This window comes from Shewanella sp. WXL01 (assembly GCF_012263345.1).
GTDB lineage: Bacteria > Pseudomonadota > Gammaproteobacteria > Enterobacterales > Shewanellaceae > Shewanella > Shewanella maritima.
In genome coordinates this window covers 129,082-154,944 of the sequence record NZ_JAAIKQ010000009.1, presented here as the reverse complement: position 1 = coordinate 154,944, position 25,863 = coordinate 129,082, and the positions used below count along the sequence as shown (strand labels likewise).

The following is a 25,863-nucleotide window of genomic DNA, read 5'->3' as shown; positions in this document are numbered from 1 at the left end:
GCTGGTGACAACACCACTTACAACGCAGGCGACTCAGTCACCGTCCAAGGCGGCACATTAGTGCTGAACGCCAATGGTTCGTACACATTCGATCCAGCTGCGGATTGGAACGGCACACTGCCGGTCATCACTTACACCACTAACACAGGTGAAACGGCGACACTGACGATTACTGTTACGCCAGATAACACTGATGTAGCTGATGATGCTGTGACCGTGGCGGAAGACGTCACAGCAACGGGTAACGTGCTAAATAACGATGAACCAGGTAATACCTCAGTAGTAAGCTTTACCATAGCTGGTAGCAATACGGTTCATAACGCTGGGGCTTCAGTGACAGTGCAAGGTGGTACGTTAATTCTAAATGCCAATGGTAGTTATAGCTTTACGCCAGCAGCAAACTGGAATGGCTTGTTGCCGGTTATCACCTACTTAACCAATACTGGCGCAACCGCAACATTAACCATTGAAGTCACACCTGAAAATGACGCTCCTGATGCTATCGATAACAACTATGTTGCTAACGAGAATCAAACGATTACCGGCAACCTAATTAGCGATGACTCAGGCTCAGGTGTTGATAGTGATATCGATGGCGATAACCTACAGATCACTCACATCAATGGCGTAGCCTTAGTCTTTAATGCTGGCGTAGCAACAATGAATATTGATGGCGGTACCTTAACCGTGAACGAGAACGGCGACTTCAGCTTTACTCATGACGGTACAACCACCAGCATTCCAACGTTCGATTACACCATCTCAGATGGAAATGGCGGTAGTGACACAGCGACTGTCACGCTAAATTACAATGACGTAGATGCTGAAAACGATGGCGCGTCTGGTGCAGCGTACTCAGCTGTTGCAGACTTCACTTCTGGTCCAACAGTCCCTGTTGATGGCAATGGTAATCCACTATTCACTATCCGAGCGTTAACATACGATAGTAACGGCAATCTGATTGAAGGTAACTTCTCAACCATTAATGGCGAGGGGATCGGTGTTGCTGGCAGTATCCGTAGCGGTGGCCAAATCAGTAACCAAATTGAGTATGATCCAGCAACAGGTCTATCTGAAGGCATTGAAATCCAGTTCAATGAATTGGTTAACCAGGTTGAGTTCTCCGTCGCAAGGTTGTTTGCCAACGAAAATGGCGCAGAGCAAGGAGTTTGGAAGGCATACTACAATGGTGAACTGGTCGCATCAGGAATGTTCAGTAACGCCTCTGGCGATGAAGGTACCTTTAATATCGATACGGGTAACGCGGTATTCGATACGGTTGTTTTTGAGGCAACCAACAACGTCGACCCAATTTCAAGCGGCGATTCTTCAGACTATGTACTGACCTCAATCAACGCTACTGGCGCTGGCTTAGGTGAAGGTGCGATTGTCACAGGTGAAGACCAAACGCTAGCCATCAATGACCCTGCAAATGGCTTACTCGCAAATGATAGCGACCTGCAAGGGGACAGCTTTGCGATTACAGCGATTAATGGAACCACGGTAACGAATGGTTCAACCGTGCTACTGCCAAGTGGCGCTTTGTTAACAATTTACAGCGATGGTACTTATAGTTATAACCCTAACCAAGCGTTTGAAAGCTTAACTGCTGGAGAGCTTGCTCAGGACACCTTCACCTATACGATTACCGATGCAAATGGTGCAACCGACACGGCGACCGTGACTATCAATATAATTGGCGCCAACGATGCGCCGATTGGCAGTGCAGACACCTTCGCTGCTGATGAAGGCTCGATACTTGCTCTGACTGACACCTCATTCGTAGGTAACGATACTGACCTTGAGGGTAACCCACTAACTGTTACCGCATTTGCACAAGACTTGACTGGTACGGGTGAGATTGATGCCAATACACCAGGCAATGTAATTACCACTGCACTAGGTGGCACAATTACAATTAATCCAGATGGCAGCTTTAGTTACCAGGCTCCAGCTAATATTGACCATAGCAATGGCCCAGTAACTGATAGCTTCTATTACAAAGCAGGTAATGGTTATGAGGACAGTGCCTGGACTCAAGTTATCATCGACGTTACCGACACAGCTCCAGTCGCCAACAACGATATCGACAGTGTTGGCTTTAGCGGCACGGCTTATGGCAACGTTATTACCGGCGCAGGAGGCGATGGTAGTGGCGCTGATAATATCGGCGCTGACGCAACCGAGCTAACAAGTATCCGCATTGATGGGACGACCTATAGTAACTTTGATGCCGATGGTAATCTCACGGTCACTATAGCGGGTCGCGGCACATTTACCATCAATAAAGACGGTAACTATACCTTTGCATCTACTGTACCTGAGCAAAATGGTCAAATTGCACCTGCAAGCAACATTTTCTACACACTAACAGATGCCGATGGCAATACCAGTCAAGCGCTGCTTAACATTGTTCAAGACTCAACGCCAACTGCAAATGACAACGTGGCTGAGGTCTTTGAAGCTGGTTTAGCGAGTGGTACAGATGCCGGCAGCGGCGTTAATGTGGTAACAGGCAACTTGCTTGATAATGATGAAGGAATTAGTGGCTCGACCGAAATCACTCAAGTCAATGGCGTCTCTCCAGTCAATGGCGTTATCACCATTACTACTGCGCTGGGTGAACTTAGAGTTTATACGCAGGATTCTGGAAGCAACCGCGCCGGCGACTATGAATACACGTTAAACAGCAACAGCAATGGCAACAATGTTTCTGAATCATTCAGTTATACAGTTGAAAATTCATTGAACGATTCAGACACTGGCTCACTTACCGTTAACGTGGTTGATGACGCTCCAGTAACTAATAACATTAGCCAAAACCTAATGGCATCTGCTGACCCAGTTACAACTAACATCACTATTGTGTTAGACGTATCTGGCAGTATGGATAACTCGGCGGGTAATGGTAAATCATATCTAGAAACTGCTGTAGAAGCACTTACTGCGCTTATCCATGAGGTGGATGCCACGGGTAATGTCAATGTGCAGCTGGTTAGCTTTGCTAGTGGCGCAACCACCACAGGCTGGATGGTTGATGACATTGCAGCAGCAATTGATGCACTAAATGCACTGATCGCCAACGGTGGTACTAACTACGCTAATGCGCTCAATGCTGTTATGAATAGCGGCACATTGCCACCAGCGGATCAAAGCTTCCTATACTTTATTTCTGACGGTGAACCTAACAACGGCGGCGAAGTCAATGCTAGCCAGCAAACAGCGTGGGAGAATTACCTCACGAATAATGGCGGCGCTGATGCCCTATACGATATTGCCTTTGGTATTGGTATTGGCAATGCTGCATTGGATGAAATCTTCCCAATTGCTCATCCTGAACCAAATGGCCAAGAAGAGTATGCGGTGCATGTTGACAATGCCGATGACTTAACCAGCACGGTTATCGACTACTTCGAAGGTAATACCATTACCGGTAACTTAGGTATTCTAAATGCATCGTCAACCAGTGGCGTGCTAATTGGTGCCGATGGCGGCAATGTTTCTAGCATAGTAATTGATGGTGTTACCTATAGCTTTGATAGTAACAACACCACGCAAACTATCACTACTGCGCTAGGCGGTGAGTTCACGATTAACTTCGAAACCGGTGAGTACAATTATGCTATTGAAGTTGACCGCAATGTACTTAACCAGCAAGAAAATATTGAGGTTAACGTTACTGATGGTGACGGCGATACTGCAAACCTAGATTTAGTGCTTAACATTGATTACTACGCGGGCGTCGATGCCAACACCAACAATGTCATCACTAATCTAGCATCTGGCGGCACTATCGACATTCCAGTTGAGTACCTAACCCATGGCGATAGAACACCATACGATACTCAAATCATTAACGTCACAGGCGATGGCAGCCTTAACGGCGATGTCATTACTGTTAGCAATGCCACTAACAATTCAAGTTTCAACTATGGACTTGACGGCAATGGTGCTACCGACAGCGCAGATGTCGACTTCGATTTTAGAAGCGGCGATAACCTAGTGGGCACAGCTGAAAACGACATTATCATCGCCCAAAGCTCGGGGAATCAGCCTCCAGCGGTGATCAACACCTTTGTTAAGCCTGGTAATACCTTCAACACTAATGGTAACAATCAAATTGGTTTCACCTTTAGCACAGCTGTTGCAGGCCTATACATTACCAGTATTAGCATTGACCTGCGCGCAGGCAATGACACCAATGCAGACTTTGACCCAGGAGACCGCTTCGGTGTAGGCGCAGACACAGTTGGTATTAACAACACCAATATCTTTAGCTACTCAAACAATAACTCAGTTATTACCGCTAACTTTGATAACGGCGACTTCACCAATGGTGATGAGCTATGGTTCTCTGTCGATACAGACTCACTAGGTAGCGACACTGGCGGCGACTTTGCCAATCGCGCAGTGACCTTTACCGTGACCTTAAGTGATGGCAGCACCCAAACCGGTGTTTACGTTAGCGATGGCAGTGGTGGCTCTACTGGTACTATTCTCATTGGCGGCGCAGTGCTTAACGGTGGCGACGGTGACGATGTGCTAGTTGGTGGAGATGGTGCAGACTTCTTGGTCGGTGGCGATGGCGACGATATGCTTATTGGCGGTCTTGGTGACGACCTGATGGAAGGTGGTGAAGGTAAAGATGTCTTCGTTTGGACACAAAACGACACAGGTACCGACACCATTATTGATTTTGCCACTAATCAAGATTCACTCGACCTTAGCGACTTACTCCAAGGCGAAACCAGCAGCAATCTTGACCAGTATTTAACAATTACAGTTAATAATGGAGATACAACAATAGCAATTGATGCTGATGGAGACGGCAACGTAGACCAAACTATAGTATTAGACGGAGTTGATTTGTCAGCGACCTATGGAAGTAGTGATAATGGAACCATTATCAATGGCTTACTTGATGATGGTGCACTTGTAATTAGCGAGGATAATAGTAACAACGAACAAGCTGCTGCCTCAGCTAATGTGAACGCTATACCGGCCATGGAAGAGAATAACGGTAACATTATCCCTTAAAAAATTAAGCAATTAACTTACATCCTATAGTAATATGGGGTGTGAGTTTTATTGCAAGTAAAACAGCAATATACAATAACAATTATTCAACAATTATAGTTAACCTCAGCTTTGGGTTTGTGCATGCACAGCGCTTAATGGCAGCTAATTAATGCAGACTTACAAGCATAGCGAGAAGGTTAATGACTTAAGGAAAAGTTTTTGGCGCAACCTGCTGCAACAGAAAAACAAGAACAGTGGACGATTCAGGCCTCCCAGCGAGTGCATGTTGATCCGCTGCTAGATTCTCTTGTGATCCTGTCTGAACACTTTGGTAACCCTTGCTCGGTTGATTCATTAGCCGCTGGTTTGCCTTTGTCTGGTGCGATCATCACCCCTGAAATTTTTCCACAAGCTGCTGCGCGAGCGGGCTTAACCGCAAAACTATCACGTAAAAATCTCAATCAAATTTCCGATATCTTACTGCCATGTATCTTGCTGCTAAAAGACCAACAAGCTTGCATTTTGCGCCAACTGGATATCGAGTCAGACACTGCCACGATTCAATTACCTGAGTCTGCTGGTCAAAAGACCATGAGCATTGAAGAACTTGAGTCGCTGTACGTGGGTTATGCATTTTTGGTTAAGCAGCAATATCGCGGCGACCAAAGTTTTGATGTTCATGTACATGACAACTCTACTCACTGGCTGTGGCAAAACATCAAAAGTGCAGCACCAATTTATCGCGACGTGCTAATTGCTTCAGTGTTGGTCAACCTATTTGCGCTGGTATCACCGCTATTTGTGATGAATGTGTACGACAAAGTCGTCCCTAACCTGGCATTTGAGTCTTTATGGGTACTGGCGATAGGAGCAGGCGTTGCTTACCTATTCGATTTAATTTTAAGGCAATTAAGAAGCTACCTAATTGATGTAGCGGGCAAAAAGATCGACATCATAGTGTCATCGCAACTATTTGCTAAAGCAATTGGCATTCCGCTATCAAAGCGTTCTCCTAGTATTGGTGGTATGGCAAGGCAGCTAGGTGAGTTCGACTCGATTCGTGAGTTTCTCACCTCGGCAACCATTACCGCCTTGGTCGATTTACCTTTTGCGCTACTATTTGTGATGGTGATTTACCTGGTTGCTGGTGATCTTGCCGTTATTCCTATTGTCGCCAGCATCATCATTATTGGTTACACATTAATAGTGCAGCCGAGACTAAAAGCAGCGATTGAAGAAAGCAACCGCTTTGCCAGCCTAAAACATGGTCACTTGGTGGAAAGCCTAACCGCGCTTGAATCAATTAAAGCCAACGGTGCTGAAGGTCTAGTGCAAAAAAGCTGGCAACAAATGATTGGCCATACAGCCAACTGGCAGCTAAAGACCAAAAAACTGACTAACTCGGTTACTAACGTGGCTAACTTTATCGTGCAATTTAGCGTGGTTTGTATTGTTATTTTAGGCGTATACCGTGTAGCTGACTTTGAGATTTCAATGGGCGGCATTATCGCCGCAGTAATGCTTGGTGGGCGCGCGATCAATCCAATGGCGCAAATTGCAGGGCTTATCACCCGCGGCAACTACACCGCAAGCTCACTGCGCCAGCTTGACCAAATCATGGATGAAGAAGATGAGTTTGAAAACAAGGGCAACCTGGTCAGCATTCAACGCTTAAACGGCAAAATAAATGCAGACAATGTTAGTTTTAAATTCCCAGAAACTGAAAAGCCTACAATACACCCCATATCACTGACAATTGAACCCGGTGAACGCGTCGCAATTATTGGCCGTAATGGTTCTGGAAAAAGCACCCTAGCTAAGTTGCTGGTCGGTTTATACCAACCTACTGATGGTAGCTTGCGTTACGATGGTCTTGATAGTGGGCAAATTCACCCTAGCGACTTGCGCCGCAACTTTGGTTATCTGCCGCAAGATATCACTCTATTTCACGGCAGTATTCGCGACAATATCTTATTTGGCTCGCGTCAGGTAAGTGAACACCAACTTATTCGCGCGGTTCAGCTGTCTGGTGTAAGCCACTTCACAAATTTAGAAGCCGAAGGGTTAGATCAACAAGTCGGTGAAGGCGGTTTTTCACTAAGCCGTGGTCAAAGGCAAACCGTTGCACTTGCAAGGGCAACCCTAAACGATCCGCCAGTACTATTAATGGACGAGCCAACCGCGAGTTTAGATGCCAGAGCAGAAAAGCAATTTGTACAATCAATGCGTCAGGTAAGTAAGAATCGCACTTTGCTGCTAATTACTCACAAAATGCACCTGCTTAATCTCGTGGATCGCATCATAGTAATGGATCGCGGACACATCATCGCCGATGGACCGAAGGACCAGGTACTGAAAAAGCTCAATGAAGGATTATTAGCGGGAGGTAAAGCGCGATGAGCAAACACCTCACCACTGAAGATTTAGAAATGGCTGATGATGTATACGGCGCAATGATGACTGATGCACCAAGTGGTCATCGCTTAATCATCTGGTCACTGGCCGCCATGATGCTGTGCTTTTTCGTTTGGGCATATTTCTCAGAGCTTGATCAAGTCACCACTGGTGAAGGCAAAGTTATCCCCTCATCACAGGTGCAAATAATCGAAAGCCTTGATGGCGGGATCTTACAAGAAATTTTTGTTCAAGAAGGTGTATTGGTCGAAAAAGGTCAGCCTCTCGCTCGTATTGACGACACCCGTTTTCGAGCTGACTTTGGTCAACAAGAGCAAGAAGTATTTGGTCTACAGGCTAACGTTATCCGTATGCGTGCAGAGCTCGACAGCATAGTAATTTCAGATATGAATGCTAACTGGCGTGAACAGATAAAAATCACTAAATCGCCCCTGGAATTTCCTCCTGCACTAGTTGATGAAGAGCCAGAACTGGTTAAGCGTCAGCAAGAAGAATACTCGGTTAGATTAGATAACTTAAATAACCAGCTTGAGATCCAAGTTAGACAAATTCAGCAGCGCCAACAAGAAACCGAAGAGCTGGCATCAAAGATCAGTACGCTGACAACAAGCTTCCAACTTGTCTCACGCGAACTTGAACTTACCCGTCCATTAGCGCAAAAGGGCATTGTGCCAGAAGTTGAGCTACTCAAGCTTGAACGCAGCGTTAACGATATTCAAGGCGAACTAAAAACTCTGCGCTTACTGCGCCCTAAAGTCAAAGCATCGATGGATGAAGCGATTTTGAAGCGCCGTGAAGCGGTATTTGTTTATGCATCAGACTTACGTGCCCAGCTCAATGAATCACAAAACAAATTAGCAAGAATGAATGAAGCACAGATTGGTGCATTTGATAAAGTCAGTAAGGCGGTTATTACCTCACCAGTCATTGGTACAATTAAGTCGATTCACATCAATACTTTAGGTGGTGTTGTACAGCCGGGTGAAGAAATTATTGAGATTGTACCGTCTGAAGACAAACTACTAATCGAAACCATGATTAAACCTAAAGACATCGCCTTTTTACATCCGGGTTTACCAGCTGTGGTTAAGGTCACAGCTTATGATTTTACCCGTTATGGCGGCCTCAAAGGCGTGGTTGAACATATTAGCGCTGATACCTCACAAGATGAAGAAGGTAACAGTTTCTATACCATCCGTGTTCGCACGGAGCAGTCAAGTTTAGCAAAAGATGATGGTACACAGATGCCAATAATACCCGGTATGCTCACTTCAGTGGACATCATAACGGGACAGAAATCCATACTTGAGTACATTTTTAACCCAATTTTAAGAGCTAAGGACACCGCTCTGCGCGAGCGATGAAAACCTGGAGGTTTTTTAAATGATCACACTAAGTAACCAGCGTACTAAGCTCAGTGCCATTGCGCTAGCTGCATCTATGCTGGTGTTGCCAACTGCCTATGGCCAGTCGTTAGAACAGGCAGTGGCGCATACTTTAGATACTCATCCGGATTTACGCATTGCGTTTAACCGTTTTAAAGTGCGCGAAGAACAAGTTAATCAGGCTTGGGCCGGTTACCTACCAACCATCGATCTCACTGCGGGATATGGCTGGGAGCAAACCGACAGCCCTTCTACACGTCGTAAGAAAAACCAAGGCGATGTTAACGAAGATGGCGTAATCGAGCTCACACCTGGAGAGGCAGGTTTTAGCATTAAACAAATGTTGTTTGATGGTTTTTTAACGAGTAGTGAAGTCGACCGCTATTCATATGAAGCAAGCGCCGAACAATGGGCGCTGTTTGCTGCAGCGGAAGACATGGCATTAGATGTCGCCAAGGTATATGTCGACTACATTCGCGCAGAGCAAGTACTCACTCTTGCACAGCGTAACCTTGAAAGTCACAAAGAAATATACGACCAGATTAAGCAACGTACCGACTCCGGTCTTGGTTCAATTGCTGATCTGTCCCAGATTTCAGGTCGTTTGGCCAGAGCGAATGCTAATGTTATTTCGGCTAAAAATAATCTTAATGATGCCCGTGCACAGTACATGCGCATTACAGAACTTGAGCCACAAGACCTAGTCGTCCCCGTGCCCGATATTGATATGCTGCCACAAGACTTGGGAAGCAGCATTACCTGGGCGACTAAAAACCACCCAGTGCTAAAGTCTGCAGAAAATGACATTTACGCCGCTAAGTATGAGCGTGAGTCTGCGATTTCAAACTACTACCCGAATGTCACGCTCGAGTTAAATGGTAACTGGAATAACGACAGTGGTGGTGAAGACGGCTATAGCGCCATTTCATCTCAGAATGTTAATGGTTACGACAATAATCTCATTGGTATGGTACGTATGCGCTACAACTTATACTCTGGTGGTAAAGACTTACACCGAGAAAAAGAAGCAGCCTACAAAATCAACGAGGCTAAAGAAATTCGCGAGCGCGCCAATCGCCAGGTATTAGAAGGCGTGCACCTTGCCTGGAATGCCTACGAATTACTTGAGCCGCAAAAAGACTATATTCGCGACCATGTCATTGCAGCTAAACAAACTCAAGTAGCCTATGCCCAGCAATTTAATTTGGGCCAGCGAACGCTACTCGACTTACTTGACACTGAAAACGAATTGTTTGAGGCCCGCAAAGATTATTTGCGCGCCGAATACGATGAAATTTTGGCTCAATACCGCGTACTAAATGCCACAGGTAAGCTATTGGATTCGATGCGAGTGACTCGCCCTGAAGTATGGCAAGGTGAGAGTAGTTACGAAGGAGGAGTAAAATAATGAAGCCATTGATGATAATTTTGGCCATTATTTTGGCCTCAGGTTGCACCAGCCGTGACATCGTCACCATGGATACAACCACTAAGCAGAACTTTGATCTTAACGATAATGACAAAGATGGTGTGATTATGGCGCGCGAACGCTGTGAAGGCACCATCACAGGTGCCGACATTGATAACTATGGCTGCGGTACCCTTACCACCATCGACGAGCGCCAAAACTTAGAGATCCTATTTGCCAATAATTCACACTACATTGAACCCTTGTATTACGACCAAATCCAAAAGGTCGCTGACATTATGCAGCGTTACCCAAGCAGTAAGGTCACGATTGAAGGCCACTGTAGCCAGTCTGGTAGCTACGAGCTTAATCTTGCTTTGTCGCAGCGCCGCGCAAAAGCAGTCACTGAAGTATTAATTGATACTTATGGCATCGAACCTGATCGCTTAACGGCAATTGGATATAGCTTTGACCAACCGATTGCTGACAATCACACCGAAGAAGGGCGTCGCTTAAATCGCCGTGTGATAGCAGCAGTAAAAGGCGATGGCTCAGAAACAGAAATGAAATGGCACATCTATACTGTGGATGAGGAAACTGAGTAACACATAGGAATTTAGCTTGACCAATGTGAGCATATCTCGCGCTAACAGACACATGAAATCACTGGGCCACATCGTTATTGTGGCCTGTGTATTACTTGTATCTAGCTTATATGCTTCGCCAACTCAGTTAGATAAACCGAAAATAACCCAGGCGCTCAAGCGTCAATATGGTGATAGAGCTGAATTGCGAGCTAACGCCTGGTTTAAAGTACTGAATGAAGGCGCCAACCTCAGCGAGCGAGAAAAGCTAGAAAAGGTAAATAGCTTTTTCAATATGTTCCGCTTTGTCGACGATACCATTCTTTGGGGGGACTCAAACTATTGGGCATCGCCAATGGAGTTTATTGGTGTTGGGGGTGGCGATTGTGAAGACTTCTCTATTGCTAAGTACTTCACCTTGCTACAACTGGGTATTCCAGAAGAAAAGCTACGTATCACCATGGTTAAGGCAACCAGCCTTAATCAATATCACATGGTATTGGCATATTACGATAAACCCAGCTCTATCCCTCTGGTACTGGATAACCTGGACAAAAAAATTAAACCCGCGACCAAGCGTAACGATTTACTACCTGTGTACAGTTTTAATGGTACCCAGCTGTGGTTAAACAAAGAAAAAGGCCGAGGAGAACTTGCGGGTTCTTCATCGCGCCTCGAAAAATGGACTGACCTGAAGCATAGGTTGGGCGTAAAACGACTACGTAAACCGAAACTCAAAATGGAGTAGTGACACCATGACCCTGTTCCGGCAGATTTATGCGTTACTTTTCGGGCTATTCTTGTTAACTATTTCAAGTTTAGCTTATGTGCAAATCACTGAAACACAGAGCTTTTTGACAAAGCAAATGGAATCAGACCTCAACAACGCCAGCAACTCGCTTGGGCTCATGCTTGTGCCCACGCTTGAAGCCGGCGACCGAGCTGGCGCTGAAACCTTAGTCAACGTGATATTTGAAGGTGGTTACTATCAGCAAATTAAGCTGACATGGTTGGTAGATGGTGAACAGCAGGTTTGGAACAATGCGATTCGCATTCAAGACGTACCTCAATGGTTTATCGATCTTGATATCTTCCACACCATCAAAAAAGAGTCGACTATTACTTCTGGTTGGTTGCAACTTGCTACATTAGAGATTACCGCTCACCCAGGGTTTGGCTATCACGAGTTATGGCGGATTATCTCTAACACCATCATCCTATTTTCGATTCTATTCCTGATAGCCATCGTATTTGCGCGAGTTGGCTTAACCTGGATTTTGAAACCACTACATAACCTATCTGAGCACGCCAAAAAGGTTGCCGAGCGCCAATTTGGTCCAGATATGCCATCACCAAAAACCCGCGAGCTCAAAGAGCTAGTTGGTGCGTTTAACAGCATGTCTACTCAACTAAAACAGGTTTTCAACTCACTTGACTCAGAGGTTGCTGAGCTAAGAAACAAAAATCTGGTTGATCAGGTATCAAACCTACCAAATCGTCAATACATGGTCAGTCGCATTACTGGGTGGCTCAGTGAACCAAGCTCGGGTGCCTTGTTCCTTGCTAAGTTTGACTGGTTAGAAGAGGTCCATAGCAAATACGGTTATCAAGTACGTGATGAAACCATTCGTTTACTTGCAGAAAAAATGCAGCACCACCTCGATGAAATGAGCCCATCGGTTATTGCGCGTATCGCGGCTTATGAATTTGCCTTCTTAGTTGAAGAGCAGGAACATGATCAATTGTCTAAATATCTGCAAACCTTAATACGCACAGTGAATCAAGAAATCACTAAGGCAGGTTGCCGCGCTAATGAAGACTTCGCCATAGGTATCGCCGAGCGCAGTGCCCAAACTAGTGTAGGAGAAATGCTGTCGCAAGCTGACAACGCCCTGCAATCAGCCATGAAGGCAAAAAAGGTCTTCCACTGGTATGAAAACAGCAACCAGCAAATGTTCTCTCGCGAGGAATGGCGTAAGAACCTAACTCAAGCAATTGAGAATAAACAGTTTAAATTCCGTTGGCAGCCAATCATGCTCACTGAAAACGATGAGATTTGTCAGCGAGAAATTTACTGTCAATTGGATATTGATAACACGCCCGTACATGCTGGGCAGTTTATGCCGTACATAGAGCTATTATCGCTAGGTTCAATGCTAGATCGCTGCTTGATTGAATCCGTGAATGATAAGCACCTGGTCGATCGTAACTATGAGCCGATCGCGATTAACCTTACGGTTGAAAGTATCAATAACTTTGACTTCCACACCTGGTTGAAGCAATTCCTGCGTAGTTGTAGTCACCCAGAACGCATGTGTTTTGAAATCCCTGAGACGTGTGTATACGCCGATCTTGCCGCTTGCGAGCACTTGTGTCACATCATTCGCGATTGCGGTGCACATTTTGGTATCGACCACTTTGGTCGTCAGTTTGGGTCAATGAGCTACTTACAAAGCTTGCGACCAACCTATGTTAAACTCGACCAGTCGTTCGCACATATTGAAGATAATCAACACAATAGCGAGCTATGCCGTGCACTGGTAAATGTAGCTAAGGGGCTAGATATTCAAGTAATTGTCACAGGTATTCAAGAGCAAGAACAACTTGCTCGCTTTGAAAACCTAAGGCTAGATGCATATCAAGGCTTCATCGTGAAACCAACGATGATTGAAGCCTAAGCGTTAGTGCTACACGTTAAAGACTAAAAACCACTCAAATGAGTGGTTTTTTATTTGGTCGCTATTAGCCATGATGCGCAACAGGGCTGCGCTAATCACCGAATAATTCGATTTGAATCAATGTTACCAATATACGTGAAACATTCGACTCTGGATTACTTCCGTACTCAGTACCAAAGTAAATAAAGTGGTCGCTAAGATAAAAAGAGTGAGGATTCGAACCTTTGACACTCTGCTCAGCTTATCACTAAGAGCAGCCGTGATACGCTATCAGATTGAATCTTCTTGAGGTAATAAAAAGCAAAAAACCACTCGATTGAGTGGCTTTTTGTTGTTTGGTCGGTGATAGAGGATTCGAACCTCTGACCCTCTGCTCCCAAAGCAGATGCGCTACCGGGCTGCGCTAATCACCGGAATACATTCTACGAGCTTAATTAAACTCTGGATTACTTCCGTACTCAGTACCAAAGTAAATAAAGTGGTCGGTGATAGAGGATTCGAACCTCTGACCCTCTGCTCCCAAAGCAGATGCGCTACCGGGCTGCGCTAATCACCGAGAATATGTCGTTATTTTGAGTCTGATATTGAGGGAAACCCTCTGCTCCGCTCTCAACTAAGAGCCGTGATGCGCTAACTGACTGCGCTAATCACTGAATATTAATCACGAATGATTAAGAAGAGTTGAAGTGGGGTGACTGACGGGGTTTGAACCCGCGACAACCGGAATCACAATCCGGGACTCTACCAACTGAGCTACAGTCACCACTGATTTCAATCTTGCTGCTAACACGAACGTCGTTTCCGAATGGCGCGCCCAGAAGGATTCGAACCCTCGGCCTTACCCTCCGGAGGGGTACGCTCTATCCAGCTGAGCTATGGGCGCTCGCCTTGGTTAGCGACGCATATAGTAGGGATAAATCGCCCTTGAGTCTAGCTCTGATTTGCTTTTTTTTACTGACTGCTTAACTTTTAACTAATTCGGCGAATTTTTTATCCATAATCCGGGTATAATAAATGCTTGGTTCACGATTTGTCTTATGATAAAAAGTAATGCTAGCTTTATGAAAAATAATAACTTAGCGTTGAAGTTAAACACGCACTATTTTTAGCAGTTTTTTTGGGAATGGCCTTAAGGGAAATGGATACGGAAATTAAGCTCCCCACAGCACAGGCTAATAAACTTGATGCACTTGAGCAGCAAGTTTCACAACTCCAACAACTGAACGCTCAATACAAGCGTTCAACTATCATTCAAGATGCCTTATTAGGTATTTCTAATGTAGCAACCGAAGCCACTTCCCTTGAGCACTTTTACCAAGGCGTTCATCAATACCTAAAGCAAATTATACCTGCAGATAACTTCTATATTGCTTCACGTGATCAGCTATCAGGCGTGATTAGCCTACCTTTCTTTGCTGACGAAAAAGACTCACACCCATCAGACTTATACCCAGAAGAGGCACTTTCTAGCCTATTAGAAAGTGGCATTACTGGATACGTATTACGTCAGGGCAAACCCATATTAGCCGGGCAAGCTAAGTTTGACGAGCTAGTTGCCGATGGTTCGATTCGCAACTTAGGTACCAGTTGCCATCAACTACTTGCTATGCCGATCCGCAACCAGAGGTTTATTAGCGGCGTATTAGTCGTACAAACCTACAACGAGCAGATTAATTATGGTGAGCTAGAACTAGAGCTAATGAGCTTTATTTCGCACCATATTTCTGGGGTGATGGAAAGGCTGCAACACCAAGAGCAGCTTGAAGTCGCCATTGAGCAACGCACTAAGGAGTTAAGTCAGGCTTACGACAAACTTAAAGCCGAAGTTAACGAGCGCGTAAGAGCTGAACAACTACAAAAAGCCTTGTTTGAAATCGCTAACCTTTCAGCTGCCAATGAGTACGATGCACAGTTTTATGCTCAGCTTCATCTTATTATTAGCCGCCTATTACCCGCAAAGAACAGTTTTATCGCGCTTAAACAAGGCAATGAGTTAAGCTTTCCGTTTTATGTATCGCAAATTCACAAAAGCCGCCCAATGTCCAGACCACTAAAAGACGGCTTAACTGAGTATCTACTTGAGCTTAAAAAGCCAGTGCTACTTACTGTAGATGATATTCAGCAACTCATTGATACCAAGAAAATCTACTACGCCACACCTGAACTAAACAAAACCGCCAACATGCATCAGTGGATTGGTGTGCCGCTCATTATCGAAGGCGAAGTTAAAGGTATATTCACGACTTTTACCTATGACGATCAGCATCAATATTCAACCACAGACGTCGACCTACTAGTATTTGTTAGCCAACATATCGCCAATGCGATTGAGCGTAAGCAAGCGGTTGAAAACTTAAAACGCAGCCACGAAGAACTAGAAGACAAAGTTAAGCAGCGCACCAAAGACCTTGCTGCATCGAACCTGCACCTGCAATCAGAAATTGCTCAGCGTAAACAAATGGAAGCTCAGCTAATTCATGATGCACAGCACGACGGCCTCACAGGCTTACCTAATCGCAGCTATTTGATCGACCGCCTCAATCAAGCCGTCAAACATGTAAGGCGCCATAGCAAAACCCAATTTGCACTACTGTTTCTTGATCTTGACCGCTTCAAGCAAATTAACGACACCCTAGGCCACCTTGCAGGTGATGAGTTCCTCATTGAAACGGCTAAACGGCTAACCACTTGTATTCGTGAGAACGATACCTTAGCGCGTATGGGTGGCGACGAGTTTGTGATCTTACTCGACTCAATTTCAAGTAAGCGAGATGCCAAAGACATTAGTGAGCGGATCCTTAAAGCGATAGCAGCGCCCTACTGGTTGGCAAATAAAGAGTTTATTTCAGGCGCCAGTATCGGTATTGCTTATAGCAGCACCAGCCAGTCAGATACCAGCGAGTCAATCCTTCGAAATGCAGATAAAGCCATGTACCAAGCTAAAGCTAACGGCAAAGGTTGTTATGTGGTATTTGATGAAAAACTTGGCTCTAACTCTCGCTGTGAAAAACAGCTTGAGCAGGACTATAAGCAAGCATTAGATAACCAGCTATTTGAAGTGAGCTGCCAAGAAATTATTGATTTAACCTCAGGGGAAATTGTTGCAATTGAGCCTAAGGTGAGTTGGACGACACCTGAAGATGAAACCCTATCTCACCAGCAAATCCGAGAACTTGCACAGCACTATCAGCTTTCTAGGCAACTCGATGGCTATGTGTTCGACCACTTAAACGCTAACTATAACGAACTGAAACAACAATATGGCTGCGCAACTCAATTGCACATGGTGGTTTCATGCAAGCATTTGAAGAACAAGTTTGCGTTTAGAGGGCTAAAAAAAGCAATCCGAAATAGCAAACTCGATTTAACTAAGTTGGTTCTGTTTTTCAATGAAAAGGCACTAGTGCAAGATTTACAAAATCACACCAATGCATTTGATACCCTAGCCAAGTTTGGCGTTAAGCTAGGTATAGGTAACTATGGACTAGGCTACAGTGCCATAACCAACCTGCATTACTTACCTGTTTACGCTCTCAAGCTAGATGACAACATTAGCCAGTCTGTCATGCAGCAACAGCACCAAAAGCTATTAAAAGCCTACAACCTAAGCGCACAAGCGATGGAATTTAAAGTATTCGCCGCTGGGGTTAACTCACATGAAATAGCCAAGCTACTAATCGAGCTTGGCTATCAATTTGGTCAAGGCAGTGTTTGTAAAACTAGCACCCTTGAATGTGCGTCGGCTTAGCTTCTAACGAGAGAGCTGCACTATAGCTGGATTTTACTTCTTAAACATCTCTCTTAAGTTGGCAATATTAGCCTTGCCTTTTTCTACGCGTTGTTGCTCGCTTTGCACAACTTTCCTTGTTTCCCAAACCAAGTCATCTTGGGGTAGCTCCATTAAGAAACGGCTAGGCTCACAACGCATGGTCTCACCAAATTGGCGGCGCTCGCGGCACAGCATAAACCACAACTCTTTCTGGGCACGGGTGATGCCTACATAAGCTAAGCGACGTTCTTCTTCAACATTGTCTTCATCAATGCTCGACTGGTGCGGCAAAATACGCTCTTCGGTGCCCACCATAAACACATAAGGAAATTCCAGGCCTTTAGAAGCATGCAGGGTCATCAACTGCACCTGATCGCCGCCCTCTTCCTCATTATTACGCTCCATCATATCGCGCAAGGTTAAGCGGGTGATCACCTCAGGTAAGGTCATTGGCTCATCTAACTCATCACCTTGCAGCATCTCAGTCACCCAGCGGTAAAGCTCTGAAATGTTCTTCATACGCATTTCAGCTGCTTTGGCGCTGGTACTGGTTTCGTACAGGTAATCTTCATAGTTAATTTTACGGATCAATACCTTGATGGCTTCAACTGGATCGCCGCGAGTCGCCATTTCACCGGTATCAACAATAAACTTGCCAAACTCATACAAAGACTTCATCGCACCAGGGGCAATATAATGGTTTAGTTCAGCTTCAAAAATTGCTGCAAACAACGAGATCTTCTTGTCATTAGCATAGTTACCTAAGCGCTCTAACGTTGCAGGGCCAATGCCTCGCTTAGGTAAGTTGATCACTCGTAACAGTGCATTATCGTCATCTGGGTTTACCACTAATTTAAGGTAAGCCATGATGTCCTTAATTTCAGCGCGGGCAAAAAACGAGGTTCCCCCACTGAGCTTGTAAGGGATGCGGTTAGTCATTAGCGCGCGCTCTAGCAAGCGCGATTGATGGTTACCTCGGTATAAAATCGCGTAATCACCAAACTGGGTTTTCCCCATAAACTTATGCTTAATGATTTCGGCAACGACACGCTCAGCTTCTTGCTCCTCGTTGGCTGCAAACAGCACTTTTAGTGGCTCACCATAAGCAAGCTCACTGAACAGCGACTTGTCATACACGTGGGGGTTATTAGCGATCAGAATATTGGCACAGCGCAAAATACGCTGGCTAGAGCGATAGTTTTGCTCAAGCTTAATCAGCTTAAGTTTTGGAAAGTCTTTACCCAGTAATACTAGGTTTTGTGGTTTAGCACCGCGCCATGAATAGATTGACTGATCATCATCGCCAACCACAGTAAAGCGAGCACGCTCGCCTACCAGTAGCTTAACCAATTCATATTGACTGGTATTGGTGTCTTGATATTCATCCACCAGCAAATATTGAATGCGTTGTTGCCAGCGACCACGGACCTCTTCATTCATTCTAAGTAACAAGGTGGGGATTAGAATAAGGTCGTCGAAGTCCAGCGCGTTATAGGCTTTCATTTGCTGAGCGTAACGCTGATAAAGGTGAGCAAACAAAATGCTTTGCTCATCTTTGGCTGTTTTAATCGCTTGCTGCGGGATCACTAACGCGCCTTTCCAATTCGAAATAGCCGCCGCTAGCGCTTTAATCAAATCTTTATCTTCATCTAACTCATCTTGAGTCAGTTCTTTAAGCAGTGCGAAGGTGTCCTGATCATCAAACAAGGAAAAGCCAGGCTTAAGCCCCAATACCTTATGCTCACGCTTAACGATTTCCAAACCTAAGGTATGAAAGGTCGATATCCACAACCCACGTGCCTGCTTGCGCCCCATGGACTGAGACACACGCTCTTTCATCTCACGCGCCGCTTTATTGGTAAAGGTTACTGCTGCAATATGACGAGCTTGATAACCACACTTCTCAACCAAGTAAGCAATTTTATTAATGATAACGCGGGTCTTGCCACTACCTGCACCGGCAAGGACAAGGCAAGGTCCAGAAACATAGTGGACTGCATCATTTTGACCTGGGTTGAGTTTCATTAATTAATTCCAACGTAATGACTAAAAGCGAATGGCGGATCATAGCAGAAGCCTACATTCCCGGTGAATCCCATATCGAGACAATTGGCAAATATTTCTCGCAAGCATTTGCCTGTTGCCATGGCTCAGTTACAATAACGCCATACACTACCTAGGAATAAGCCATGATCAATCCAAAGAAAATTGAAGAAGTTGCTAAGCAACTTAGCGACAATCTCCCTAATGGCGTAAAGCAGTTTGCCGGTGAGTTTGAAGAAAAAAGTAAACAGATCATACAGTCACAATTAATGAAACTTGATGTTGTTTCTCGTGAAGAGTTTGAAGTACAGCAGCATGTACTATTAAAAACTCGCGAAAAACTAGAAGCTTTGCAAACTCAGGTTAGCGCCCTAGAAGCCATGCTTGCTGAAAAGAATACAGAGAATGGTAATCAACCAGATTCAGCAGAGTAGCTTATTCAAAGCTCCTTGCAACTGTGATTGATAAAGGGCACCTAGGTGCCCTTTATTGTTGTACTTGGCTCTAATATTGTTTTTCACAGCTCCAATATTGGTGTCAATGCCAGTGTCGTCTGGTAAATTAATGCCGATAATGACCAAGGTAGCGATCAGTTAATTGCTGGTATAGACCATTTTGTTTGATCAGGCTTAAGCCTTTATCAAAGCTATCCCTTAAGCGCTCATCATGAAACAGCACATGGTAACCTTTGTTGGCAATCACATGGTCAAAAGCGAGTTCAGGACTCGTGTCCACTTCATCATTTATAAGCGTATTTAAGTGTTGAAACACATACTTGTCTGCTATTACAACATCCACTCTATCTAGATATAGCATTCTGTTTTGTCTATGTTGTGGCGAAATTTCCATATAGCTCAAATGCTCGCTAGCCATTTGTAAAAACTCGGGTCCCAATGTCTTGCTTGCGTTTAAAAAACTGGTCAATCTAAAGTCTCTTAGCTGCGCCAATCGGTCTATATGAAATTGTCGACTCGCCAAGCTTATCGCCACGTTTTGATAGGTAATATAAGGCTGCGACCAATAAGAAGATACCGACAAATGCGAGCTCATGGTCATCACTGCATCGACCTTATGTTGCTCAAAACTCAAGTGCTGGCGCTTACGAGAAGAAAAGCGAAAATCCACTTCAACCCCGACAGCCTTAAATGCCTGACGAATAATCGCTAGCTCTAACCCTTGTTTATCATCTTCAATAATATACGGTGGGCGATTATGTGCAGATGCGATAATGACCTTGGGTGAGTTTTTGGTTTGCTCTATAGCCAACACCGGAGCACTCACTTGTGCGCCAGCTGCAATCGACAAGCTAACCGTCAGAAAAAAGCGGCCATCCAGCATAAGTGGCAAAGTATGATCACGCTTTGACCTAGCGATAAGGAAAGACGTTAGAGAAGTAAAACGGGATAATACGCGATGTAAAAAGGCAAGCATCCATGAGTACGACATATAGAATCCTTTCTAACTCGTAGCAATCCCACTTAAGTGGGTAACATTTAAGCGAGACGTCACTTAACTATTCAATACTCAACAGCACAAGTATGTGAATATTGTTATTGGTTGCCATCGCTTAGAAGATCAACGCTGAAGCGGTAGCATTTCAAAAAGGCCAGCTACTATCATCTACAAGTAGCTTCATATCGGCCCGTCACTATCAACTACAAGCGACACTTTAAAGGTAGAAAAAAAGGCGCTAATGCGCCAATTTTTCGGTGTAGTTTATTCAAACTGCGACAGACTGATAACCAAATGTTAACTAACTCAGCACTTCTTCCAATGCTCGCAAACAAAGTGCAACATTTTCGCGACGTGCACCATAGCCCATCAAACCGACACGCCAAGCTTTGCCAGCAAGATCGCCAAGACCGGCACCAATTTCCAAGTTATAGTCATTTAATAACCGCTGTCTTACCTCAGCATCATCAACACCTTGCGGGATATACAGTGCATTGAGCTGCGGTAAGCGACTATCTTCATCCACCACAAACTCAAGCCCCAATTTATTTAGCCCAGCCTTGAGAAGTTGATGCATATCTTGATGGCGCTGCCAGGCATTCTCTAGCCCTTCTTCTGCAAGCAGCCTTAATGACTCATGCAGCGCATAAAGAGCATTAACGGGTGCAGTATGATGATAACTACGCTTAGCGCCGCTATTACCCGCGCCCCAATATCCCATTACCAAGCTTTGATCTAAAAACCAGCTTTGAACAGGAGTAGTACGGTTAGAAAGTTTCTCAACCGCTTTCGGTGAAAATGACACAGGCGATAAACCCGGCACACACGATAGACATTTTTGGCTACCAGAATAAATCGCATCAATGCCCCAATCATCAACTCGCAGCTCAACACCGCCAAGGGAAGTAACAGCATCGACTATGGTTAGGCAATCGTGCTTCCGAGCTAGCTGACATAAGGTTTTTGCATCAGACAATGCCCCTGTTGACGTTTCTGCATGGACAAAGGCTAAAAATTTAGCATCCGGGTTGGCAATTAGCGCTTGCTCAACCAACTCAGGAGAAACACTTTCGCCCCACTTGTTATCAACCACCACCGCTTTAGCGCCAACACGCTCAACGTTTTGGCGCATACGCTCACCAAATACGCCATTACGACAAACAATGACCTTCTCACCTGGCTCAACTAGATTAACAAAGCAAGTTTCCATCCCTGCACTGCCCGGCGCAGATACGGCTAATGTCATCTCATTTTTGGTTTGAAAAGCGTATTGAATAAGTGCTTTTAACTCGTCCATCATGGCAACAAATAATGGGTCTAAATGACCAATAGTCGGTTTCGACTGCGCGCTTAATACTTGTGGGTAAACATCGGATGGACCAGGTCCCATTAGGGTGCGACGTGGTGGAACAAAGGCATTAATGGTCGGTACGGGTAACATCTATTTCTCCTTAAGAAATCACAAATACAACTGTGACCCAGCTTGCCTACTAAGCAAACTGCAGTCTTTACCCTACATTAAGTTATTGAGCCAACAAGTATATTCTCGTTTTAGCTTTTTTATTATCGACCAAAACTGTACCACAACTGCAAATAAGCGAAAGTAGTACCGTTTAGTTAATTATGCCGCTACTAAGTCTTAGGCCTTATTAAGAAACAGTTGATAGGCTGGATTATCAGTCTCTTCTTGATACACAAACCCAAGCTCAGTTAAAAAGCGTGCAAAGGCGAGTGAGTCACTCTCTGGCACTTCAAAACCCACCAGCACACGACCAAAAGCAGCGCCATGGTTACGATAGTGAAATAAACTGATATTCCACTGGCTTTGCGACGTGGTTAAAAACTTAAGTAAAGCACCAGGATGCTCTGGGAATTCAAAGCTAAAAATGCGCTCATTAATGGCTACAGGCGGCTGCCCGCCAACCATATAACGCACATGTAGTTTGGCAGTTTCATCATTGGATAAGTCCTGCACGCCAAAGCCTTCGGCTTCCAGCGTTGCTACAATCTGTTCTAGCTCGCGCTGACCATTGGTCAAGCGGATCCCAGCGAACACCACAGCGCGGTCGCGACTTGAAAAACGATAATTACACTCAGTCATCGCCCGAGAGCCAAGTAGCTGACAAAAGCGTAGAAAGCTGCCAGGTTTTTCAGGTACGGTAACAGCCAGAACTGCCTCTTTTTGCTCACCCAACTCACAGCGCTCAGACACATAACGCAAGCTGTGAAAATTGACATTGGCGCCGCTTAAAATCGCGGCAACAGGGCCAGTCATTTGCATTTGCTGTTGATACTTTTTAAGCCCGGCAAGGGACAGCGCACCAGCAGGCTCAGCAATGGCGCGAGTATCTTCAAAAATATCTTTCACCGCCGCGCAAATTTCATCTGAGCTTACCGTCACCACATCATCAACGTATTGCTTAGCCAGCAAAAATGGCGCAGAGCCGATTTTTTTTACTGCAACGCCATCGGCAAACAGACCAACTTGGTCAAGCTCTACTTCTTCGCCCGCTTCCATAGCGGCTTTCAAACAAGCTGCATCTTCAGGCTCAACCGCTATCACCTTAACTTGCGGCATCACCGCTTTATAGTAAGCGGCAATACCTGCAACTAAGCCTCCGCCGCCAACCGGAACAAACACAGCCTCAAGATCGCGGCGCTGTTGCAACATCTCTTGCGCAATAGTGCCTTGTCCCGCGATGACAGCTTCATCATCAAATGGTGCGATATATACTCGCCCTTGCGACTGCGATAAATGCTGAGCATGGGAATTGGCTTGATCAAAACTTTGCCCGTGCAGTACCACAGTACCGCCAAGGCGCTTTACCGCATCGACTTTAATATCTGGTGTGGTTTGCGGCATCACAATCACCGCATCTATGCCTTTAGCACTTGCCGACATCGCCACACCTTGAGCATGATTACCCGCAGAGGCACAAACTACGCCCTTTTCAGCCTCTGATGCTGTTAGCTGAGCAATCCGGTTATAGGCGCCGCGCAGCTTGAAAGAATGCACTGGCTGCATATCTTCGCGCTTTAGCAGCACAGGGCAGGCTAACCTTGCCGATAGCTTTTTAAGCTCACTCAACGGGGTCACTTTTGCCACGTCATAGACACTGGCTAGCAAGATTTTTTGCAGATAGGTTTGTGCAAGAGACATAGGCTCCCCCTCAACTAAAGCATCTGTGCTGCGGGCTAACATGTTAGCCCTCCAGCTTAGTGCGATCGCGCACCGCGCCTTTGTCGGCACTGGTGGCAAGCATGGCATAAGCCTTTAACGCCAAAGACACATAACGCTGGCGCTCTATTGGCTTCCAGGCAAGTGTGCCTTTAGCTTCCATTGCCGCACGGCGACGTGCAAGTTCATCATCAGCAACGTTTAAGCTAATTGCGCGACTTGGAATATCAATAGCAATCTCATCGCCGTTCTCAATTAAGCCTATGGTGCCGCCCGATGCGGCCTCTGGCGAGATATGACCAATTGATAAACCTGAAGTGCCACCGGAGAAACGTCCATCTGTGATTAACGCGCACTGAGTGCCTAAGCCGCGAGATTTAAGGTAAGAAGTCGGATAGAGCATTTCCTGCATGCCTGGGCCACCTTTTGGGCCTTCATAGCGAATAACCACCACATCGCCCGCAACCACTTCGCCCTCTAAAATACCGGCAACTGCGTCATCTTGACTCTCGTACACACGAGCGCTACCAACAAAGGTTAGGTTAGATTCATCCACTCCTGCAGTTTTGACAATGCAGCCATGCTCAGCGACATTGCCTGAAAGTACAGCAAGGCCACCTTCTTGTGAAAAGGCATTGTCGCGACTGCGAATACAGCCTTTAACGCGGTCACTATCAACGCTATCCCAGCGACACTCTTGGCTAAACGCGGTTTGGGTTGGAATGCCAGCAGGGCCAGCAGCAAAGAATTGCTGCACTGCAGCATCGTCAGTCTGCTTAATGTCGTATTTAGCAAGTACCGATTTTAGATTGCCGCCTTCATCGGCTGCGACGTGAGCTACATCATTGTGTAATAAGCCTGCACGGTCTAGCTCGCCAAGAATCCCCATTACACCACCCGCTCGGTGTACATCTTCCATATGATATTGGGGCGTAGCGGGCGCCACTTTACATAGATGCGGCACTTTACGTGACATACGGTCAATATCTGCCATGGTAAAGTCGACCTCGGCCTCCTGAGCGGCGGCTAATAAATGCAGCACGGTATTGGATGAACCGCCCATAGCAATATCTAGCGCCATGGCATTTTCAAAGGCTTTAAAGTTGGCAATATTGCGCGGCAATGCACTGTCATCATCTTGCTGATAGTAACGCTTAGCCAGGCTCATGACTCTGCGCCCTGCTTCTAAAAATAGCTCACGTCTATCAGCGTGGGTTGCCAGCATTGAACCATTGCCTGGCAGAGATAAACCCAGCGCCTCGGTTAAGCAATTCATAGAGTTGGCGGTAAACATACCCGAGCACGAGCCACAGGTTGGACAGGCACTGCGCTCGATTTTATCGCTGTCTTCATCGCTAACATTACTATCAGCCGCTGCCACCATGGCATCAACTAAATCTAGCTTGATGATTTTATCTGACAGCTTAGTTTTGCCGGCCTCCATTGGTCCGCCAGAAACAAACACCACAGGAATATTCAGTCGTAATGCTGCCATCAACATGCCAGGGGTGATCTTGTCGCAGTTTGAGATACAAACTAGGGCATCGGCGCAGTGTGCGTTCACCATGTACTCAACGCTGTCGGCGATCAACTCCCGCGATGGCAAACTATAAAGCATGCCGCCATGACCCATAGCAATACCGTCATCAACGGCGATGGTATTAAACTCTTTTGCGATGCCGCCAGCTTCTTCAATGGCGCTCGCAACCAATGAGCCCATGTCTTTTAGGTGAACATGCCCCGGCACAAACTGGGTGAATGAGTTCGCAATCGCGACAATCGGCTTGCCAAAGTCATTGTCTTTCACACCTGTTGCACGCCACAGTGCACGTGCACCAGCCATGTTACGACCTTCGGTACTGGTTGCTGATCTTAGTTTCGCCATCGCCAAACTCCTTTGATTGTTTGCGGCTAATTTTTAATTGTTTCGCT

General features: G+C 45.6%; 14 protein-coding genes and 4 tRNA genes. 9 read left to right on the top strand and 9 right to left on the bottom strand.

Annotated features, from left to right (window positions below; all coding sequences use genetic code 11):
• The 7 genes from G3R49_RS16970 to G3R49_RS16940 form a co-directional block, all read left to right on the top strand.
• Positions 1–5,037, top strand: a 5,037-nt coding sequence (locus tag G3R49_RS16970) for an S-layer family protein (protein ID WP_167870445.1), incomplete at its 5' end; no start/stop codon positions are given.
• A gap of 201 nt (positions 5,038–5,238) precedes the next feature.
• Positions 5,239–7,419 carry a type I secretion system permease/ATPase gene (locus G3R49_RS16965; RefSeq protein ID WP_130600673.1) on the top strand — a complete coding sequence of 727 codons (2,181 nt, stop codon included), beginning with the start codon at positions 5,239–5,241 and terminating at the stop codon, positions 7,417–7,419.
• Entirely contained in the window at positions 7,416–8,798 is a 1,383-nt protein-coding gene (locus tag G3R49_RS16960) for an HlyD family type I secretion periplasmic adaptor subunit (RefSeq protein ID WP_130600671.1), read from the top strand. The genes G3R49_RS16965 and G3R49_RS16960 overlap by 4 nt, the downstream gene beginning before the upstream one ends.
• A 19-nt stretch (positions 8,799–8,817) precedes the next feature.
• Positions 8,818–10,227, top strand: coding sequence for a TolC family outer membrane protein (locus tag G3R49_RS16955; RefSeq protein WP_167870444.1), 1,410 nt, complete (start codon positions 8,818–8,820; stop codon positions 10,225–10,227).
• Positions 10,227–10,832 carry an OmpA family protein gene (locus tag G3R49_RS16950; RefSeq protein WP_130600667.1) on the top strand — a complete coding sequence of 202 codons (606 nt, stop codon included), beginning with the start codon at positions 10,227–10,229 and terminating at the stop codon, positions 10,830–10,832. Before G3R49_RS16955 ends, G3R49_RS16950 begins: the two co-directional genes overlap by 1 nt.
• A 52-nt stretch (positions 10,833–10,884) precedes the next feature.
• Positions 10,885–11,559, top strand: coding sequence for a transglutaminase-like cysteine peptidase (locus tag G3R49_RS16945; protein WP_167870443.1), 675 nt, complete (start codon positions 10,885–10,887; stop codon positions 11,557–11,559).
• Between the two features lie 7 nt (positions 11,560–11,566).
• Complete coding sequence (locus tag G3R49_RS16940) at positions 11,567–13,489, top strand: EAL domain-containing protein (protein WP_130600663.1); 1,923 nt, start codon at positions 11,567–11,569, stop codon at positions 13,487–13,489.
• A gap of 336 nt (positions 13,490–13,825) precedes the next feature.
• On the opposite strand, the gene G3R49_RS16935 is transcribed toward G3R49_RS16940, so the two are convergent.
• From G3R49_RS16935 to G3R49_RS16920, 4 genes are all read right to left on the bottom strand, one after another.
• A tRNA-Pro gene (locus G3R49_RS16935) sits at positions 13,826–13,902 on the bottom strand.
• 66 nt (positions 13,903–13,968) lie between these two features.
• Positions 13,969–14,045: transfer RNA gene (locus tag G3R49_RS16930), tRNA-Pro, on the bottom strand.
• A gap of 131 nt (positions 14,046–14,176) precedes the next feature.
• A tRNA-His gene (locus G3R49_RS16925) sits at positions 14,177–14,252 on the bottom strand.
• A gap of 43 nt (positions 14,253–14,295) precedes the next feature.
• Positions 14,296–14,372: transfer RNA gene (locus tag G3R49_RS16920), tRNA-Arg, on the bottom strand.
• Positions 14,373–14,627: 255 nt separating this feature from the next.
• Here G3R49_RS16920 and G3R49_RS16915 point away from each other — a divergent pair.
• The gene (locus G3R49_RS16915; RefSeq protein ID WP_167870442.1) at positions 14,628–17,237 is read left to right on the top strand and encodes a diguanylate cyclase; all 2,610 of its coding nucleotides are present in this window, start codon (positions 14,628–14,630) and stop codon (positions 17,235–17,237) included.
• A 33-nt stretch (positions 17,238–17,270) separates the two neighbouring features.
• Here the strand turns inward: G3R49_RS16915 and rep are convergent, their stop codons facing one another.
• Complete coding sequence (gene rep / locus G3R49_RS16910; RefSeq protein ID WP_130600659.1) at positions 17,271–19,283, bottom strand: DNA helicase Rep; 2,013 nt, start codon at positions 19,281–19,283, stop codon at positions 17,271–17,273.
• Between the two features lie 164 nt (positions 19,284–19,447).
• On the opposite strand from rep, the gene G3R49_RS16905 reads away from it, so the two are divergent.
• Entirely contained in the window at positions 19,448–19,735 is a 288-nt protein-coding gene (locus tag G3R49_RS16905; RefSeq protein WP_130600657.1) for an accessory factor UbiK family protein, read from the top strand.
• A 127-nt stretch (positions 19,736–19,862) separates the two neighbouring features.
• Here the strand turns inward: G3R49_RS16905 and G3R49_RS16900 are convergent, their stop codons facing one another.
• From G3R49_RS16900 to ilvD, 4 genes are all read right to left on the bottom strand, one after another.
• Positions 19,863–20,747: an ABC transporter substrate-binding protein gene (locus G3R49_RS16900; RefSeq protein ID WP_167870441.1), complete on the bottom strand. Its 885-nt coding sequence runs from the start codon at positions 20,745–20,747 to the stop codon at positions 19,863–19,865.
• A gap of 307 nt (positions 20,748–21,054) precedes the next feature.
• Entirely contained in the window at positions 21,055–22,194 is a 1,140-nt protein-coding gene (locus G3R49_RS16895; protein WP_167870440.1) for an alanine--glyoxylate aminotransferase family protein, read from the bottom strand.
• Positions 22,195–22,392: 198 nt separating this feature from the next.
• Positions 22,393–23,955, bottom strand: coding sequence for a threonine ammonia-lyase, biosynthetic (gene ilvA / locus G3R49_RS16890; protein WP_167870439.1), 1,563 nt, complete (start codon positions 23,953–23,955; stop codon positions 22,393–22,395).
• 1 nt (position 23,956) lies between these two features.
• The gene (gene ilvD / locus G3R49_RS16885) at positions 23,957–25,816 is read right to left on the bottom strand and encodes a dihydroxy-acid dehydratase (RefSeq protein ID WP_167870438.1); all 1,860 of its coding nucleotides are present in this window, start codon (positions 25,814–25,816) and stop codon (positions 23,957–23,959) included.
• Positions 25,817–25,863: the final 47 nt, after the last annotated feature.